We start from the raw sequence: 17,618 nt of genomic DNA, 5'->3' as shown, positions 1-17,618 counted from the left end.
TAGGGCGTGCTACTCGCGGCGCTTCGGGGCCCGTACCGGCCAATTCGGCACGATGGCCGCCGCCGGAGGCGGCACGCACGCGCGGAAGAACAGCGGCGGATCGGATACGGGCGGGAAACCGCGACCATGACCGGAACCCGACGGCCCCGCTCTCCCGCCCCCGCGCACCGCGCGCCGTTCAGGGCTGAAGACCGCCGAGTCGCCCCTCCAGCAGGACGAGCAGCTCGCCGAGGGTCTTCGCGAGGGCGGCCTGGCGCTCCGGGGCGACCCCGGAGAGCAGGGCCGACTCGTAACCGAGCTGGTCCGGCAGGAGCCGGTCGATGAGGGCGCGGCCCTCCTCGGTGAGCGAGAGATGGGCGACGCGGCGGTCCCGGACGTCGGGTCGGCGGGCGACGAGGCCGCGCTGTTCCAGCACGCGCAGCCGCTTGGTCACCGCCGCCCCTGAGGCGAAGGTCTCGCGCGCCAGCTGCCCCGGCGTCAGCTCGCGGCCCGTACGGCGCAGCGTGCCGAGGATGTCGAACTCCGGACGGGTGAGCCCCTCCCGCACCAGCGGGGCGTCGGTGGCCTGTCGCAGCAGCGCGGAACAGCGGTTGAGCCGGCCGATCACGGCCATCGGGGAGGTGTCGATGCCGGGGTGCACCCGCTGCCACTCGCGCACCACCCGCGCGACAGTGTCGTTGGCGTGATCGGCGCGGTCGACGTTGTCAGCGCCCGCGGTGTCCTTGGCGTCTTCGGCCACGATGTCGGTCCTCTCCGCTCACAGTCCGCCCAATTCTGCCGCTTGCCGGAAGGAGGAGCTGCCACCGAGCGGCCCGCGGGAACGCCTGGGGCCCGCCGGGGCTGTCGTCGTGTCAGATGATGACGGCTCAAGCCGCCATCACCGGGGCGGACAGCCGGCGGACGAGGGAGGCCAGGGTGCGGTGGCCTTCCTGTTCCGCGAGGGCCACCCGCTCCTCGGGGAGGGCGCGTTGCCACCACTCGCCGGAGGCGACGTCCACGGCCTCGCGCAGTTCGATGAGCGCGGCCGCGAGGCGGTCGCGGGCCCAGCCCGCCTCGTGGTGGTCGTGTGAGGTGGCGAGCAGCCGCACGGCCGACTCGCGTGCTTCGGAGACGTGGCGCAGGGCGGACTCGATCCGGTCGGTGGCGCGCCGGTTGGTGACCAGTACGCAGGCCAGCACCCCGACCACGGCGCCGACGACCGTGTCGATCCAGCGGTCGGCGATGAGCCGTGAGGCCGGGAGGTTGTTGGCGAACTCGGTGAGCAGCAGTGCCATCGGGGTCACGCAGACGCTGCCGAGCCAGTAGTTGCGGGAGATGAACGCCTCCGCGCAGATCTGGAAGACGAGCGCCAGGAGGACCATCGTGAGGTGCCCGGTGCGGATGAGCGGCAGCAGCGCGGTGAACAGCAGCAGCCCGAGGAAGTTGCCGAGGGTCCGCTGGAGCGCCCGGTTCCAGGTGAGGGTGGTGTTGGCCTGGAAGACCGCGGCGGCGGTGACCACCGCCCAGTACGGGTGGCCGACGCCCACCGCCATCGAGGCCCAGCCCGCCACGGCGCACCCCGCCGCGACCCGCGCGCCGATCGGCAGCAGCGGGGAGCCCGGCCGGAGCCGGCGCAGTACGGCGCCGAAGCCGCGCGGCCGGTCGGGGGAGGGGCGGCGGGGCGCGTGCCGGTCGCCGTCCGCGCCGACGCCGAGCAGCTCGGCGCGTTGCGCGGGCGTCAGCGCGACCAGCGGCAGCGGCCGGCCCTTGCGCAGGTCCCGCGCCCAGATCTCGAACCGGCCCGCCTCGTCGGCGCCGGGCGCGACGGCGAGCGTGGACTCGGCCCGGATCAGCAGCCGCTCCAGCTTCACGTCGCGGTCCCGGACGAGGAAGAGGGCGTGCCAGGCCGCGTTGACGGCCGTGGCGGTGGCGTGCCGAGGGCCGCGGCCCGCGCCCGGTTCGGCCCGCAGCGCGCGGGCCGCGGCCTCCAGTGCGCGGGCGGTCAGGATGCGCTCGGGCCCGCGCGGCCGGACCAGCGCGGGCGCCATGCACACCAGCCACGACAGGGCCCCGCAGGCGAGCACGATGCCCAGGTGGAAGGGGACGTCCCCGATGTGCTGCGGCACGAAGAAGGCGCTGGCCGTCACGAAGGTCACGATGATGTTGCCGGGCGGCCCGATCAGCGTGGCGTCGCAGACCATCTTGTGCAGGGCGGCGAGCAGCGAGGCGATCAGCACGAGCAGCGGCGCGGAGGTGATCAGGGACGAGCTGACCAGGGCGACGGCCACGCTCGCGACCATGCCGAGCACGACCCAGGCGAGGGTACGGGCGCGGGCCGCGTACGGCTGCGCGTGGCCGTAGAGCGCGCAGAGCGCCCCGGCGGAGGTGTACAGGGCGAACTGGAGATGGCCGGTGGCGAGCAGCGTCAGATTCGGGATCGCCATCGCGACGCCCGCGCTGAGCGCGGATTTGTGCCAGATGTCCGCGGCGCGGTTCAGCCGTACCGCGCTGCGGACGGGCAGCGGGCGTACGCGGACGCCGCGTGCCGGGGTGGACGGTGAGGGCTCCTTGAGGGTTCTCCGATGCTTCGCGTGCTTCGCCATACATATAACGTTAGCAGGTATTTTACTCGTGAAATATGTCCAGCGCCCGCGCCCGGCACTCCGCGGGCGTCCCCCAGGCCGACCGCAGCGCCCGCGCCTTCCCGATCCACAGCGACAGATCCAGCTCGGCGGTGTAGCCGATCGCCCCGTGCAGCTGGAGCGCGGTACGGGCCGCCGCGTACGCCGCCTCGCCCGCCGCGACCTTCGCCGCCGCGATCTCGGCCCCGGCGCTCGCCGCCCCCGACCCCAGCGCCACCGCCGCCCCGAAGACCAGCGGCCGGGCGAACTCCAGCCCGACCAGCGTGTCCGCCAGCCGGTGCTTGACCGCCTGGAACGAGCCGATCGCCGCACCGAACTGCGTCCGCTGCCGCACATACGCGACCGTCTGCTCCAACAGCGCCAGCCCCGTGCCCAGCGCCTGCGCGGCGGTCGCGAAGGCCGCCCAGTCGGCCGCGTGATGCGCCGCCGCCCGCACCGCGAGCCCGCTCGCCACCGCCTCGCCCGCCGGATGAGGCCGCGCGAGACGCCGGGCGGGATCGAGGGACGGCTGTACGGGGCCGTGCCCGCCGCACCGCCGCAGCTCGTCCGCCGCCGTCACGGCGAAGACCGCGTCGGCCGCGTCGGCGTCCAGCGCGTACGGACTCTGCCCCGGCACCGCGAGCGACACCGCCGCCCGGCCGTCCGCCAGCCGCGGCAGCCACTCCTTCGCCCCCGCCGCCTCGCCCTCCCGCGCCAGCCGGCCGAAGAGCGCGGCCGCCGCGACCGTCTCCACCAGCGGACCCGGCACGGCATGCCGCCCCAACTCCACGAAGGACACGGCGAGTTCGACGGGCAGCGGCCCCACGCCGCCGTACGCCTCCGGCACCGCCAGCGCGAACACCCCCGCCTCGGCGAGCCGGCCGTGCAGCGCCCGGCCCGGCCCGTGATCGCCCGCCGCCCAGGCCCGTACCGCCGACGGCGTGTCGGCCGCCGACAGCATCCGGTCCAGCGTGCGGCCGAACTCGGTCTGCTCGTCGTCCAGGAGGAACCTCACGACCGGCGTCCCTTCGGCAGGCCCAGCAACCGCTCGGCGATGATGTCCCGCTGGATCTCATTGGTGCCCGCGTAGATCGGACCGGCGAGCGAGAAGGTGTAGCCGTCCGCCCAACTCCCGTGCGCGGGCGCGTCCTCGGCGCCCTCCGCCAGCTCGCCGAGCGGCCCGAGCAGGTCCAGCGCGCACTCGTGCAGCGCGATGTCCAGCTCGGACCAGAACACCTTGTTCAGACTCGACTCGGCCCCGATCGCGCCCCCCGCCGCGATGCGCGAGGCGTTGGCGTACGTGAACAGCTGATACGCGCGGGCGCCGATCACGGCGTCCGCGACCCGGTCGCGCAGCGCCGGAACCCCCGTGTCCGCGCTCTCCCGCCACAGGCCGACGAGGCGTCCGGCGGCGGCCGTGAACCGCCCAGGACTGCGCAGCGTCAGCCCCCGTTCGTTGCCCGCCGTGCTCATCGCCACGCGCCAGCCCTGGCCCGGTTCGCCGATGACGTCCTCGTCGGGCACGAAGACCCGCTCCAGCGACAGTTCGGCGAACGCGGGCTTCCCGTCGAGGCGGCCGATGGGTCGCACCGTCACGCCCTCCGCATCCAGCGGGAACATCGCGTACGTGAGCCCGCGGTGCGGCCGGTCCGCGTCGGGGTGGCTGCGGAACAGGCCGAAGGCGGCGTCGGCGAAGGCGGCCCGCGACGACCAGGTCTTCAGCCCGCCGAGCAGCCAGCCGCCGTCCACCCGCGTGGCCGTGGACCGCAGCGAGGCCAGGTCGGACCCGGCCTCCGGCTCGGACCACGCCTGCGCCCAGATCCGCTCGCCGCTCGCCATCGCGGGCAGCACGCGGGCGCGCTGCTCCTCGGTGCCGTGCTCGAAGAGGGTGGGCGCGAGGAGGCTGATGCCGTTCTGGCTGACGCGGCCGGGCGCGCCCGCCGCGTAGTACTCCTCCTCGAAGACCAGCCACTGAAGGACCGAGGCGGCCCGGCCCCCGTACTCCTCGGGCCACGAGACCGCCGACCAGCGGTCCGCGTGCAGCGTCCGCTCCCACTCCCGGTGGGCCGCGAACCCCTCGCGCGTCTCCAGCGAGGGCAGCGGCACGGCCGGCACGTGCCCGGCGAGCCACTGCCGGGCCTCGGCCCGGAACGCGTCCTCCTCGGCGCCGAAGTCGAGATCCATCAGGAGCCCGCCTTCTTCATGGCGCGCACGTCCATGCCGCCCAGCGGGTCGGCCGCGGTCTCCGCGTTGTGCGCGTGCGCGAGGTGGTGCAGGCCGAAGACGGAGTCCAGCCCCGTGTGCAGGCCCTGGAGGTCCTCGGCCTGGTTGACGGCGCGCTTGGTGAGCGCGAGCCCCATGCGCGGCATGTCGGCGATACGGGCCGCCAATTCGCCCGTACGGACGGTGAGTTCGGCCCGCGGCACGACGCGGTTGACCATCCCCACCTCGTACGCGCGCCGGGCGCTCATCCGCTCGCCGGTGAACAGGAACTCCTTGGCGATCCTCGGCGGCATGACCCACGGGTGCGCGAAGTACTCGACGCCGGGGATGCCCATCCGCACGACCGGGTCCGCGAAGAACGCGTCCTCGGAGGCGACGATCAGATCGCAGACCCACGCCAGCATCAACCCGCCCGCCACGCACGCCCCTTGAACGGACGCGATGACCGGCTTCGGCAGCTCGCGCCACCGCCGGCACATGCCCAGATACACCTCGGACTCGCGCGCGAAGCGGCTCTCCGCGCCCGCCTTGTCCGAGTGGTCCCACCACAGCCCGGCCTTGCGGTCGAAGGGGAGATGGGCGTCGCGCTCGGGGGTGCCGATGTCGTGCCCGGCGCTGAAGTGCTCGCCGGCCCCGGCGAGGACGACGACCTTGACCGTGTCGTCGTCGGCGGCGCGGTAGAGGGCGCGGTCCAGCGCGTACGTCATCGCGGAGTTCTGGGCGTTGCGGTAGGCGGGCCGGTTCATGGTGACGGTGGCGACCGGGCCGCTCACCTCGTAGCGCACCGTCTCTTCATGGGGCGTGTCATGGGGTTCGTCGTGGGCGGCGGTCATCGGCGACTCCTTCCCTAACAAGTGTTTGGTAGGTTAACGTAACGCCATGAGCAGCGTCGAGGAATCCCGCGCCCCCGTGCCGTACGTCCCCGGCCACGGACTGCTCGCGGGCCGCGGCGCGGTCGTCACCGCCGCCGCCGGGGCCGGCATCGGCGGGGCCACCGCCCGCAAGTTCCTCCAGGAAGGCGCCCGCGTCGTCCTCGGCGACCTGCACGCCCGCCGGCTCGCCGAGTCCACGGCCGCGCTCGCCGAGGAGTTCGGCGCGGACAGCGTCGCCTCACTGCCCTGCGACGTCACCGACGAGGCCCAGGTCGCGGCGCTCTTCGACCTCGCCGAGGAGCGGCACGGACACCTCGACATCGTCGTCAACAACGCCGGGCTCGGCGGCACCGCCGACCTCGTCGAGATGACCGACGACCAGTGGGACAAGGTCCTCGACACCACCCTGAACTCCACGTTCCGCTGCACCCGCGCCGCCCTGCGCCGCATGCGGGCGTCCGGCCGCGGCGGCGCCATCGTCAACAACTCCTCCGTCGTCGGCTGGCGCGCCCAGCGCGGCCAGGCGCACTACGCCGCCGCCAAGGCCGGGGTGATGGCCCTCACCCGCTGCGCGGCTGTCGAGGCCGCCGACTACGGCGTGCGCGTCAACGCCGTCGCCCCCAGCCTCGCCATGCACCCGCACCTCGTGAAGGTCACCACGCCCGAACTGCTCGCCGAGCTCACCGAGCGGGAGGCGTTCGGCCGGTACGCCGAACCCTGGGAGGTCGCCAACGTGATCGTCTTCCTGGCCAGCGGCTACTCCTCGTACATGACCGGCGAGTGCGTGCCGGTCAGCAGCCAGCATGCGTGAGCGACGAGGCCGGGGGACGAGAATGGGGGAGTGCCGAACAGCAAGAAGAAACCCACCGTGACCCCCTCGCCCGAGCGGCGCGGGGAACTGCTCGCGACCGCCGCCGAGGTCTTCGCCGCGCAGGGCTACAACGCCACCACCGTCCGCCGGATCGCCGACGAGGCGGGCATGCTCGCGGGCAGCCTCTATTACCACTTCGACTCCAAGGAGTCGATGCTCGACGAGATCCTGACCGCCTTCCTCGACGAGCTCTGGGCCGGGTACGACGCCGTGCTCGCCGCCGGGCTCGACCCCCGGCAGACCATCGAGGCCCTGGTCACCGAGTCCTTCCGGGAGATCGACCGGCACCGCGCCGCCGTCGCCATCTACCAGAAGGAGTCCCGCCACCTCGCCGCGCAGCCGCGCTTCCGCTACCTCACCGAATCGCAGCGGAAATTCGAGCAGGCATGGCTCGGCACCCTGGAGCGCGGCGTCGCGGCCGAGGTCTTCCGCGCCGACCTCGACATCCGCCTGACCTACCGCTTCGTCCGCGACACCGTCTGGGTCGCCGCGTCCTGGTACCGGCCGGGCGGCGCCCACAGCCCCGAGGAGATCGCCCGCCAGTACCTGTCGATGGTGCTGGACGGCATCGCCCTGCGGGAACAGCCCCCGACCCCCTAGGGAGAGACCACGCCATGGCCGAGGCATACATCGTCGAAGCGGTACGCACCCCCGTCGGCCGCCGCCGCGGCGGACTCGCCGGGGCCCACCCGGCCGACCTCGGCGCCCATGTGCTCCAGGCCCTCGTGGAGCGCTCCGGCATCGACCCGGCCGCCGTCGAGGACGTCGTCTTCGGCTGCCTCGACGCCGTCGGCCCGCAGGCCGGCGACATCGCCCGCACCAGCTGGCTGGCCGCCGGGCTCCCCGAGGAGGTGCCCGGCGTCACCGTCGACCGGCAGTGCGGCTCCTCCCAGCAGGCCGTCCACTTCGCGGCCCAGGCCGTGCTCTCCGGCACCCAGGACCTCGTCGTCGCCGGCGGCGTCCAGAACATGTCGCAGATCCCCATCGCCTTCGCCAGCCGCAAGGCCGCCGAACCGCTCGGCCTCACCGACGGGCCGTTCGCCGGGTCGCGGGGCTGGCGGGCGCGCTACGGCGGCCTGCCCGTCGACCAGTTCCACGGCGCCGAACTGATCGCCGAGAAGTGGGGCATATCGCGCCGGGACATGGAGGAATTCGCGCTCCGCTCCCACCAGCGGGCCGTCCGCGCCCTCGACGAGGGCCGCTTCGCCCGCGAGACCGTCGCGTACGGCGACGTGGCCGCCGACGAGGGCCCGCGCCGCGACACCTCGCTGGAGAAGATGGCCGCCCTCAAACCGGTCGTCGAGGGCGGCACCCTGACCGCGGGCGTCTCCTCGCAGGTCTCGGACGGCGCCGCCGCCCTGCTCCTCGCCTCCGAACAGGCCGTACGCGACCACGGGCTGACGCCGCGCGCCCGCGTCCACCACCTCTCCGTACGCGGCGAGGACCCCATCCGGATGCTGTCCGCTCCCATCCCGGCCACGGCGCACGCGCTGAAGAAGACCGGCATGGCGATGGACGGCATCGACCTGGTCGAGATCAACGAGGCGTTCGCACCCGTCGTCCTGGCCTGGCTGCGCGAGACCGGCGCGGACCCCGGGAAGGTCAACGTCAACGGCGGCGCCATCGCGCTGGGCCACCCGCTGGGCGCCACCGGCGTCCGGCTCATGACCACGCTCCTGCACGAACTGGAACGCACGGGCGGACGCTACGGCCTCCAGACGATGTGCGAGGGCGGCGGCCAGGCGAACGTCACGATCATCGAGAGGCTGTAGCGGCGGCTGTCGCGGACCGGCCCCCGGGGGATCACCGGGGGCCTCGGCCCCGCCGCCAGGCGCTCGGCGTCACTCGGGGGCAGGCAGCCCCGCCAGCGTCGCGCATGCCTGCTCCATCACGCGGTCCACCAGCTCCGCGCAGCTCGGCAGGTCCTCGATGAGGCCGGCGACCTGGCCCGCGGCCATGACGCCGAGATCGGTGCGGCCCTCCACCATCGACGCGCGCAGCAGCATCGGCGTGTTGGCGGCCAGCAGGACCTGACTCCAGGTCAGCTCCTTGCCGTGCCTCATCGCGAGCCCGTCGCGCACCATGGCCGGCCAGCTCAGCCCCGAGAGCTTCCGGAAGGATGCGGCGTGCCGCAGCGCCCGTACGAGCGAGGCGGCGCGGCCCGAGCGCTCCAGCTCCGCCACCAGCTCCGTACGCAGCATCCGGTGCGGGAGCCCGTCCACCTTGGTGGTGAGCGTGACGTCCTTGACGGTGGCCGCCAGGTACTTCGCCTTCACCGCGTCCGGCACCGTGCTCTCGGCCGTCAGCAGGAAGCGGGTGCCCATGGCGATCCCGGCCGCGCCGTGTGCCAGAGCCGCCACGAGACCGCGCCCGTCGCGGAAACCGCCGGCCGCGACGACGGGGATGTCCACCGCGTCGACCACCTGGGGGAGCAGTACGGTCGTGGCGACCTCCCCGGTGTGGCCGCCGCCCTCGCCGCCCTGGACGACGACCGCGTCCGCGCCCCAGGCCGCCACCTTCTCGGCGTGGCGGCGCGCGCCGACGGAGGGGATGACCACGACGCCCGCGTCCTTGAGCCGGGCGATCAGCTCCCGCGAGGGCGCGAGCGCGAAGGACGCGACCCGCACCCCCTCCTCGATGATCACGCCGACCCGCTCCGCCGCGTCGCCCGCGTCCGCCCGCAGATTGACGCCGAACGGCGCGTCCGTACGCGACCTCACCTCCCGTACCGCGGAGCGCAGTTGAGGAACCGTCATGGTCGCGGAGGCGAGGATGCCGAGCGCCCCGGCGTTCGCGGACGCGGAGACCAGCCGGGGGCCCGCGACCCAGCCCATGCCCGTCTGCACCAGCGGATGGCGCACACCGACCAGCTCGGTGAACGGGGTCGCGATCCGCCGGTCGCTCACGGCCGGACCTCCCTCTCCCGCAGCCCGCGCGGATCGATGACCTCCCGGATCAGCCGCAGCTCCTCGGCGGTCGGCTCGCGCGTGCGAGGGGCGTCGTCCGGCACGTCCAGCGGGAAGCCCGTGGCCTCGCGGAGCCGGTCCGCGTCCACGCCGGGGTGCAGGGACCGTACGCGCATGCGGTGGTCCGGCGTCTCGAAATCGAGGACGGCGAGATCCGTTACGACCCGCGGGATGCGGTGGAACCGCGTCGCCGACGGCCCGGCCGCCGCCGCCCGCTCGTAGCCGACGCCGCACACCATGTCGACCTTCTCCACCAGCACCCGTGGCGAGTGCTTGGGAACCCAGTAACTCGTCGGATTGTTCAGGGTGTTGGCGGGCGCGCCGCGCACGCCGAGGAGCTGCCGGGACGGCTGCTGCCAGTCGCCGATGCAGGAGATGTTCTGGTTGCCGTAGCGGTCGAGCTGGCTCGCGCCCATCATCACATGGCGCTTGCCGCCGGTGACCATCGCCAGATGCCGCCGGTAGGGCAGCCAGCCCTCGGTGACCCGCGACGCCTCGCCGAGCGCCGGCACATCGCCGATCAGCAGCGCCTCGCCGTCCGTGAGCAGCAGCTCGGGCGCGAACGTCAGCTTGGCGAGCCGCGCCCCGACGCTCGGCACCGTGCCCATGGGGCTGGCCAGGATCTCGCCGTCGCCGCGCCACGCCTCCGCGCACGCGATCACGCAGTACTCCGCCCGCGTCGCCCCCGAAGTCCCCGGCTCGCTCACGCGCCCTCCTTCGCGAAGGCCGCGACCGCGGCCTGATAGGCGTCCTCGTCCCCGCCGAGGAAGCGCTCGGCGAACTCCCGCCAGGCGGCGGGGTCGGCGGCGGCCTTGGCGTACGCGGCCTGGAAGGGCTCGTCGCGGCCGTAGTCCGGCACGCAGGACGTGAAGTGCGCCCCGTTCGGGGCCTCCACGACGCCCGTCACCTCCTGACGCCCCACCAGCAGCGTCTGCGGGCCGCCCGCTTCGGCGAACTCGGCGGTCCCGACGACGCGTTCGCACGAGACGTACGCGTCCGTGGCCGCCTCGCAGAACAGGTCGTCGAAGTACGGGTCCGGGCCCAGGTACTGGCCGTTGCCGTGCGCGTCCGCGCGGTTGAGGTGGACGAGCGCGGCGTCCAGCTTCAGCGCGGGCGCGGCCACGAACTCCTCGCCGTCCTCGTACGGCGAAGTGACCGTGCGCAGCGACGGGTTGACCGTCATCACGTCGGAGCCCAGCCCGGCCCGTACGGGCAGGAACGGCAGCCGGTGCGCCGCGGCCGTCAGCCCCCACATGAACATCGCCTCGTCCAGCTCCATCAGCTCGAAGTCCCCGCGCTGGCGGGCGGCGCGGAAGTGGGGTTCGAGGGGGATCGAATCGAGCGTCGCGAACGCCGCGACCAGCTTGCGTATCCGCCCGGCGGCCGCCAGCAGCCCCACGTCCGGGCCGCCGTAGGAGACCACGGTCAGATCGGTCACCTCCGAGCGCAGCACCGCCCGCACCAGGGCCATCGGCTTGCGCCGCGACCCCCAGCCGCCGATGCCGACCGTCATGCCGCTCTCCAGGCGGGCGGCGACCTGATCGGCCGTCATGAGTTTCTCGGTCCTGTCGCGGGCCACGGCTACTCCTCGCTGCCGAAGGCGGAGCGGACGCGGTCGGCCGTGCCGCTGAGGTTGGCCTCGAAGGTGAAGCCCTGCTCGAAGCGGTAGCTGCGCCGCACGTCCACCGGGTCGATGCCGTTGATGGCGGCCTTGGCGAGCCGGATCAGAGCGCCGTCCTTCGCGGCGATCTCCCGGGCCAACGCCAGGGCCGCGTCCGGCAGTTCCTCGCGGCTGACGACCTGCCAGACGGAGCCGTGGCGGTGCAGCTCCCGCGCGGTCGCGGTCCGCGAGGTGTAGTAGAGGGCGCGCATCAGGTGCTGCGGGACCAGCCGGGCGAGGTGGGTGGCCGCGCCGAGCGCCCCCCGGTCCAGCTCCGGGAGGCCGAAGACGGCGTCCTCGCTCGCGACGATGGCGTCGGCGTTGCCGACGAGCCCGATGCCGCCGCCGAGGCAGTGCCCGTGCACGGCCGCCACCACCGGCACCTCGCACTCGTAGACCGCCGCGAACGCCTCGTAGCAGCCGCGGTTGGCGCCGATGAGCGCCTCGTGGCCCGCCGAGCGCTGGATCTCCTTGATGTCGACGCCCGCGTTGAAGCCGCGTCCGGCGGCGGTCAGCACGACGCAGCGTGCGCCGGGGTCGGCTCCCGCGTCCCGTACGGCTTCGGCCAGTTCGTGCCAGCCGCGTACGGGGAGGGCGTTGACCGGCGGGAAGTCCACCGTGACGACGCGGACGCCGTCGTGCGGTGCGGAGGTGGAGACACCCATGAGCGGATCAGCTACCTTTCCACCAAACGTTTGTTAGGTGAGAAGGTAGCAGCGGATCGCCCGCTGCGGGAGGTGCCACGTGACGGTCACCATCGATCTGTCCGGCCGCGTCGCCGTCGTCACCGGCGGCACGCGGGGCGTCGGCGCGGGCATCAGCCGCGCCCTGCTGGCCGCCGGCGCCGACGTCGTCGCCTGCGCGCGCCGCCCGCCCGACCACCCCGTCGAGGCCGGCGGCAGAACCGCCCGCTTCCACGCCGTGGACCTCCGCGACCCGGAGGCCGTCGCCCGCCTCTTCCAGCGGGTCGAGGACGCGTACGGGCGGCTCGACGCCCTCGTCAACAACGCCGGCGGCAGCCCGTACCGACTGCTCGCCGACAGCGACCCGAGGCGCGCCGCGCGGGCCGTCGAACTCAACCTCATCGCCCCGATGACGGCCTCGCTCGCCGCGCACCGGGCGCTGGCCGCCGCCGGCGGCTCCATCACCATGATCGGCAGCGTCAGCGGCGCCAGGCCCTCGCCGGGCACGGCCGCGTACGGCGCCGCCAAGGCGGGCCTGGAGAACCTGGCCCGCTCCATGGCCGTCGAATGGGCGCCCCGCGTCCGCGTCAACACCCTGGTCCTCGGCATGGTCCGCACCGAGCTCTCGCACCTCCACTACGGGGACGAACAGGGCATCGCGGCCGTCGGCCGCACCGTGCCGCTCGGCCGGCTCGCCGAACCCGCCGAGATCGGCGACGCCTGCGTCTTCCTCGCGTCCGACCTCGCCGCGTACGTCACCGGGGCGAGCCTGCTGGTGCACGGGGGAGGGGAGCGCCCCGCGTTCCTGGACGCCGCGACGGTCAACCGCGACGGGACTCACGGCGGGGCTCACGACTGGTCTCACGGCGATCCCGTCGCCGAAACCATCGCCCCTCAGTCCAGCGCCGAACGCACCGCCGAACGCACCGCCGAACGCATCGCCGAACGCATCGCCGAACAAGGAGAGATGACATGACCGGAATCTGTGCCGGACGCGTCGCCGCGGTCACCGGCGCGGGCCGCGGGCTCGGCCGCGCCCACGCGCTCGCCCTCGCCGCCGAGGGGGCCAAAGTGGTGGTCAACGACCTCGGCGTCGGCCTCGACGGCGACGGCCCGGCCGACAGCCCCGCCGACGGCCCCGCGCGGCGCGTCGTGGACGAGATCCGCGCGGCGGGCGGCGAAGCCGTCGCGCACGGCGGCGACATCGCCACCGCGAAGGGCGCCCAGTCCCTGGTCGCCACGGCCCTCGACGCGTACGGGCGGCTCGACACCCTGGTCAACAACGCGGGCTTCCTCCGCGACCGGATGCTCGTCAACCTGGACGAGGACGACTGGGACGCCGTCGTACGGGTCCACCTGCGCGGCCACTTCCTGCCGCTCAAGCACGCCGCCGCGTACTGGCGCGCCGAGTCCAAGGCAGGCCGCACCCCCGAGGCGCGGGTCGTCAACACCAGCTCCGGGGCGGGGCTACTGGGCAGCGTGGGACAGGGCAACTACTCCGCCGCCAAGGCCGGAATCCTGGGCCTGACGCTCGTCGCCGCCGCCGAGATGTCCCGCTACGGCGTCCTCGTCAACGCCATCGCCCCCGCCGCCCGCACCCGCATGACGGAGCGGACCTTCGCCGAGACGATGGCCGCCCCCGGCGGCGACGCGTTCGACGCGATGGCCCCGGACAACGTCTCCCCGCTCGTCGTCTGGCTGGGCTCCGCCGCCAGCGCCGGGGTGACCGGCCGCGTCTTCGAGGCCGAGGCCGGACGCATCACCGTCATGGAGGGCTGGCGCCCCGGCCCCACCGCCGACAAGGGCGCCCGCTGGACCCCGGACGAGGCGGGGGACGCCGCGCTGGAACTCCTGGCGCGCGCGGCGGAGCCGCAGCCGGTGTACGGGGCAGGGTGAGCGAGGGCCCAGGCGGTGGGGGCAGGCGCAGGACCATCGTCCGAGGCGACCGTCCGATGCGCCGGGCGCGCCGCGCGGGTGCGATGGGCGGATGAGCGATCTTGTGGGCCCGCTCGGGCCCGCCGTCCGCGCCCGCCTGCGCCGGGCCAGGCCGGACGCTTGGCGGGCGGCGTGTCAGGACACGACATCCTTGGCCCGGAAGTGCCGGAAGGCCAGGGCGAAGAACACCAGCGAGTAGGCCACCGAAACCGCCGAGCCCCTGATCATGCCGCCCCATTCCAGCTGCGGCTGGAGCGCGTCGGCCCAGGCGAACTGCCAGTGGGCGGGGAGGAAGTCGCGCCAGTGGCCGAGGGCCGTGACCGCGTCGAGGACGTTGCCGACGATGGTCAGGCCGACCGCGCCGCCGACCGCGCCGAGGGGCGCGTCGGTGACCGTGGAGAGCCAGAAGGCGAGGGCGGCCGTGACGAGCTGGCCGACGAAGATGTACGCGACCACGAGCAGCAGCCGCGGCACGGCGTCGCCGGAGGGGAGGGCGCCGCCCGTCGGGAGCCGTAGGTCGCCCCAGCCGTACGCGGCCGTGCCCGCCGCCAGGGCGACCAGCGGCAGCAGCACCATCGCCGCCGCGCTGAACCCCAGCCCCACCGCCAGCTTGCTCAGCAGCAGCCGGGCCCGCGGCACCGGCGCTGCCAGCAGATAGCGCAGACTGGACCAGCTCGCCTCGGACGCCACCGTGTCGCCGCAGAACAGCGCCACCGGCACCACCAGCAGAAAACCCGCCGAGACGAAAAGGCAGGTCGCGGTGAAGTTGGCGCCGGAGGCGGTCGCGGAGTCGATCAGCGACACCCGGCCGTCCCGGCCGCTCGGCTGCCCGCCGATCGCGAACGCCGCGATCAGCACGAACGGCAGCACCGCCAGCACCGCCCCGACCACCAGCGTGCGCCGCCGCCGCAGCTGCCGCATCGCCTCGACGCGCAGCGGCAGCGTGTGCCGGGCCCGGTAGCCCGGCGCGGACGGACCCGGCGTGGGCGCCGTACTCATGGACGTACTGCTCACGAGGAGCCTCCGATCAAGGTCAGGAACGCGTCCTCCAGGCGGCGGTGCGGGCCGACGCTCGCCACCGGGATCTCCAGCCGGACCAGCTCCGCGACGAGTTCGGCGGAGCCGATGCCCTCCAGCCGCACCAGCAGCCCCTCCTCGGCGGGCACCGCCGAGGCGACGCCCGGCAGCGCGGCCACCTTTTCGGGCGTGGTGTCGGACAGCCCGCCCTCCACGCCGACGAGCAGCGTGTCGCCCGAGCCGATGATCTCCGCGACCAGCCCGGCCTGCACCAGCCGCCCGCGGTCCATCACCACCAGGTGCGTACAGCTCTGCTCCACCTCGGACAGCAGATGGCTGGAGACGATGACGGTGCGCCCGGCCGCCGCGTAACGGATCATCACCTCGCGCATCTCGCGTATCTGCGGCGGGTCGAGGCCGTTCGTCGGCTCGTCCAGGATCAGCAGGTCCGGCAGCCCGAGCATGGCCTGCGCGATGGCCAGCCGCTGCCGCATGCCCTGGCTGTACGTACGGACCGCGCGGTCCAGCGCCGAGCCCAGCCCGGCGATCTCCAGGGCCTCGTCGAGGTGGGCGTCCTCGGCGGGCCGGCCGGTCGCCCGCCAGTACAGATCGAGGTTGGCCCGGCCGGTCAGATGCGGCAGGAACCCCGCGCCCTCCACAAAGGCCCCGACCCGCGACAGCACCGGCGCGCCCGGCCGGATCGCGTGCCCGAAGACCCGGATGGCGCCGCCGTCCGGCCGGATCAGGCCCATCAGCATCCGCAGCGTGGTGGTCTTGCCCGCGCCGTTGGGGCCGAGCAGCCCCAGCACCTGCCCGCGCTCCACCCGGAAGGACAGGTCCCGCACCGCGTAGCGGTCGGCGGACCGCGCGTACCGCTTGCTCAAGTCCGTGATCTCCAGCGGCACGTCGGCGAGGCCGGCGTCCGGCGCGGGGGTCGCGGTGCGGCGGCGGCCGACGAGCAGCAGGGCCACGGCGACGACCGCGCCCGCCGCCGGCAGCCCCCACGTCCACCACGGCAGCCCGGCGGACGCGGTCCGCACGCCGGGCGCGGTCGGCGCCAGCAGCCCCTCGCCGGCGAGCGAGACGCTGTACGAAGCGGGCTCGACCGGTGAGGCGTAGCCCATGTCCGTGGCGGCGAGGACCAGGCGCATCCGGTGCCCGGCGGCGAAGTTGTGGTCGACGGCCGGCAGCCGCACCTCGACGGTGCGGCCGTCCTTCGCGCCGCTCACCCGGACCGGCGTCACGAGCTGGGACGGCAACTGCTGCTGACCGTTCGGCCCGACGTCGTAGACCTTGGCGAACAGCACGGCCTCGCCGCCGTCCGCCTTGACGCGCAGTTTCACGCGCGGCGACCCGGTGACGCGCACCCCGGTCGACAGCGGCGCGGAGTCGAAGCGCGCGTACTGGCCGGGGAAGTCGAGGGACAGTCCCGCGCCGAGGCCGGAGAGCTGGGCGATGGAGCCGATGCCCGGCACCGAGGAGATCGCGGCCGGGCCCGCTCCGGCCGGGTTGGCGAAGGTCTGCTCGCCGCCCGTGAGCTTCACCGGCCGCTCGTCGTTCGACAGCCCCGGATAGCGGTCGCCGCTCGCGCCGCGCAGCTGCGCCGCGCCGTTGGTGGAGTCGACGCCGCCGGTCCGCGTGACGCGGAAGGCGGGCCCGGTGTCCGTCCCTTTGTCGCCCTTGAGGTAGCGGTCGAACCACGCCTCGGTGCGCCGCTCCACCCGGGCCGTCTCGCGCTCGCCGCCGTCGTGGCCGCCCGCGATCCAGTCCACGGCCACGGGCGCGTCGTTGGCCCTGATCGCCCTGGCCATGGCGTCGGCCTGGCCGAGCGGGAAGAGCGAGTCGGTCTGACCCTGCGTGATGAGCGCGGGCACCTTGATCCGGTCGGCGACCGCGGACGGGCTGCGCTCCTGGAGCAGCTCGCGCGCCCGCGCGTCCGGCTTCCCGGCGACGGCGACCCGCTCGTACATCTCGCACAGCGCCTTCTCGAACCGCCCGCACCCCGACGACTGCGACGGCGCCGCCTTCGCGTCGCCGATCCCCGTCGTGGTCGAGCCGGTGGTGAAGAAGATCCCGGCCCAGAGCTTCTTGAAGACGTCGTCGGGGAAGAGGGAGTCGGCGAGGTTCCAGTAGGTGATCTGCGGGGCGATGGCGTCCACGCGCTTGTCGTACCCCGCCGCGAGCAACGAGAGCGCGCCGCCGTAGGAGGCGCCCGCCACGCCGACCCGCGGGTCGCCGGGCTTGTCGAGTTGGACCTCCGGGCGCTTCGCCAGCCAGTCGATCAGCCGGCCGGCGTCGGCGACCTCGTGCCGCGGGTCGTTGAGCCCGATACGGCCCGTGGAGCTGCCGAAGCCGCGCGCCGACCAGGTGAGCACGGCGTAGCCGTCGCGCGCCAAGTGCTCCGCCTGGCCGCGCAGATCGTCCTTGCTGCCGCCGAAGCCGTGGGCCAGCAGGACGGCCGGTCTGCGCTCCGTACCCCCGGAGGTGAAGAACGACGTGTCGACGCGGACCGTGGCACGGGACCCCGGCGACTCGGGCAGCGACAGTACGTGGTCTTCGCGGTGTACGGGGGCTTCGCCGCCGGAGGCGGCCGCCGTCCAGGTACCGGCCCCGGCGAGCACGGCGACGGCGGCCAGGGCGGCGACGAGCCGTCCGCGCCGTCGGGGCAAACGCAGCTTCATGCCCGCATGCTAAACGGAGTCTTCATCCACCTGCCGCGCCACCTGCGCGAAGGCGCACCGGCGGGGGAGCCGCGCGGGCCCCGGACCGTACGGCGACAGCGGTACGGTCC

Annotated in this window: 16 protein-coding genes; 5 read left to right on the top strand and 11 right to left on the bottom strand. The window is 74.2% G+C overall.

What is annotated here, in order from left to right; translation table 11 throughout:
- Positions 1-178 precede the first annotated feature (178 nt).
- The 5 genes from AB0I49_RS32840 to AB0I49_RS32820 all read right to left on the bottom strand — a co-directional run bounded on the left by AB0I49_RS32840 (position 179) and on the right by AB0I49_RS32820 (position 5,656).
- Entirely contained in the window at positions 179-661 is a 483-nt protein-coding gene (locus tag AB0I49_RS32840) for a MarR family transcriptional regulator (RefSeq protein ID WP_363230882.1), read from the bottom strand.
- Positions 662-866: 205 nt separating this feature from the next.
- Complete coding sequence (locus AB0I49_RS32835) at positions 867-2,582, bottom strand: FUSC family protein (protein WP_363230825.1); 1,716 nt, start codon at positions 2,580-2,582, stop codon at positions 867-869.
- Between the two features lie 22 nt (positions 2,583-2,604).
- On the bottom strand, positions 2,605-3,615 hold the full coding sequence (locus AB0I49_RS32830) for an acyl-CoA dehydrogenase family protein (protein ID WP_363230824.1): 1,011 nt from the start codon (positions 3,613-3,615) through the stop codon (positions 2,605-2,607).
- Positions 3,612-4,784 carry an acyl-CoA dehydrogenase family protein gene (locus AB0I49_RS32825; protein WP_363230823.1) on the bottom strand — a complete coding sequence of 391 codons (1,173 nt, stop codon included), beginning with the start codon at positions 4,782-4,784 and terminating at the stop codon, positions 3,612-3,614. Before AB0I49_RS32825 ends, AB0I49_RS32830 begins: the two co-directional genes overlap by 4 nt.
- Positions 4,784-5,656, bottom strand: coding sequence for an enoyl-CoA hydratase (locus AB0I49_RS32820; protein WP_363230822.1), 873 nt, complete (start codon positions 5,654-5,656; stop codon positions 4,784-4,786). Before AB0I49_RS32820 ends, AB0I49_RS32825 begins: the two co-directional genes overlap by 1 nt.
- A gap of 46 nt (positions 5,657-5,702) precedes the next feature.
- On the opposite strand from AB0I49_RS32820, the gene AB0I49_RS32815 reads away from it, so the two are divergent.
- From AB0I49_RS32815 to AB0I49_RS32805, 3 genes are read left to right on the top strand one after another with little or no spacing between them, the layout of a single operon-like run.
- A complete protein-coding gene (locus AB0I49_RS32815) occupies positions 5,703-6,506 on the top strand; it encodes an SDR family oxidoreductase (protein ID WP_363230821.1) in 804 nt (267 codons plus the stop codon).
- Positions 6,507-6,536: 30 nt separating this feature from the next.
- Positions 6,537-7,166 (top strand): TetR/AcrR family transcriptional regulator, encoded by a 630-nt coding sequence (locus AB0I49_RS32810; protein WP_363230820.1) that lies wholly within the window; start codon positions 6,537-6,539, stop codon positions 7,164-7,166.
- 14 nt (positions 7,167-7,180) lie between these two features.
- Positions 7,181-8,338, top strand: a complete 1,158-nt coding sequence (locus AB0I49_RS32805; protein ID WP_363230819.1) for an acetyl-CoA C-acetyltransferase — start codon at positions 7,181-7,183, stop codon at positions 8,336-8,338.
- Positions 8,339-8,407: 69 nt separating this feature from the next.
- Here AB0I49_RS32805 and AB0I49_RS32800 read toward each other — a convergent pair whose 3' ends face one another.
- The 4 genes from AB0I49_RS32800 to AB0I49_RS32785 are packed head-to-tail and all read right to left on the bottom strand — an operon-like array spanning position 8,408 to position 11,857.
- Positions 8,408-9,457, bottom strand: a complete 1,050-nt coding sequence (locus tag AB0I49_RS32800) for a nitronate monooxygenase family protein (protein WP_363230881.1) — start codon at positions 9,455-9,457, stop codon at positions 8,408-8,410.
- An 11-nt stretch (positions 9,458-9,468) separates the two neighbouring features.
- Positions 9,469-10,239 (bottom strand): CoA-transferase, encoded by a 771-nt coding sequence (locus tag AB0I49_RS32795; RefSeq protein ID WP_363230818.1) that lies wholly within the window; start codon positions 10,237-10,239, stop codon positions 9,469-9,471.
- Entirely contained in the window at positions 10,236-11,084 is an 849-nt protein-coding gene (locus AB0I49_RS32790) for a CoA-transferase (protein WP_363230880.1), read from the bottom strand. Before AB0I49_RS32790 ends, AB0I49_RS32795 begins: the two co-directional genes overlap by 4 nt.
- Before the next feature lie 29 nt (positions 11,085-11,113).
- Positions 11,114-11,857, bottom strand: a complete 744-nt coding sequence (locus tag AB0I49_RS32785; RefSeq protein WP_363230817.1) for an enoyl-CoA hydratase family protein — start codon at positions 11,855-11,857, stop codon at positions 11,114-11,116.
- Between the two features lie 79 nt (positions 11,858-11,936).
- Between AB0I49_RS32785 and AB0I49_RS32780 the strand changes: the two genes are divergently transcribed.
- Both AB0I49_RS32780 and AB0I49_RS32775 read left to right on the top strand, forming a co-directional pair.
- The gene (locus tag AB0I49_RS32780; RefSeq protein ID WP_363230816.1) at positions 11,937-12,851 is read left to right on the top strand and encodes an SDR family oxidoreductase; all 915 of its coding nucleotides are present in this window, start codon (positions 11,937-11,939) and stop codon (positions 12,849-12,851) included.
- Entirely contained in the window at positions 12,848-13,771 is a 924-nt protein-coding gene (locus tag AB0I49_RS32775; RefSeq protein WP_363230815.1) for an SDR family oxidoreductase, read from the top strand. Before AB0I49_RS32780 ends, AB0I49_RS32775 begins: the two co-directional genes overlap by 4 nt.
- Before the next feature lie 174 nt (positions 13,772-13,945).
- On the opposite strand, the gene AB0I49_RS32770 is transcribed toward AB0I49_RS32775, so the two are convergent.
- Positions 13,946-14,809 carry an ABC transporter permease subunit gene (locus AB0I49_RS32770; RefSeq protein ID WP_363230814.1) on the bottom strand — a complete coding sequence of 288 codons (864 nt, stop codon included), beginning with the start codon at positions 14,807-14,809 and terminating at the stop codon, positions 13,946-13,948.
- Positions 14,810-14,820: 11 nt separating this feature from the next.
- The gene (locus tag AB0I49_RS32765; protein ID WP_363230813.1) at positions 14,821-17,508 is read right to left on the bottom strand and encodes an alpha/beta fold hydrolase; all 2,688 of its coding nucleotides are present in this window, start codon (positions 17,506-17,508) and stop codon (positions 14,821-14,823) included.
- Positions 17,509-17,618 lie beyond the last annotated feature (110 nt).

The sequence above is a fragment of the Streptomyces sp. NPDC050617 genome (assembly GCF_040654795.1).
In the GTDB taxonomy this organism is placed as follows: domain Bacteria; phylum Actinomycetota; class Actinomycetes; order Streptomycetales; family Streptomycetaceae; genus Streptomyces.
This window is presented reverse-complemented; position numbering and strand designations above follow the sequence as displayed.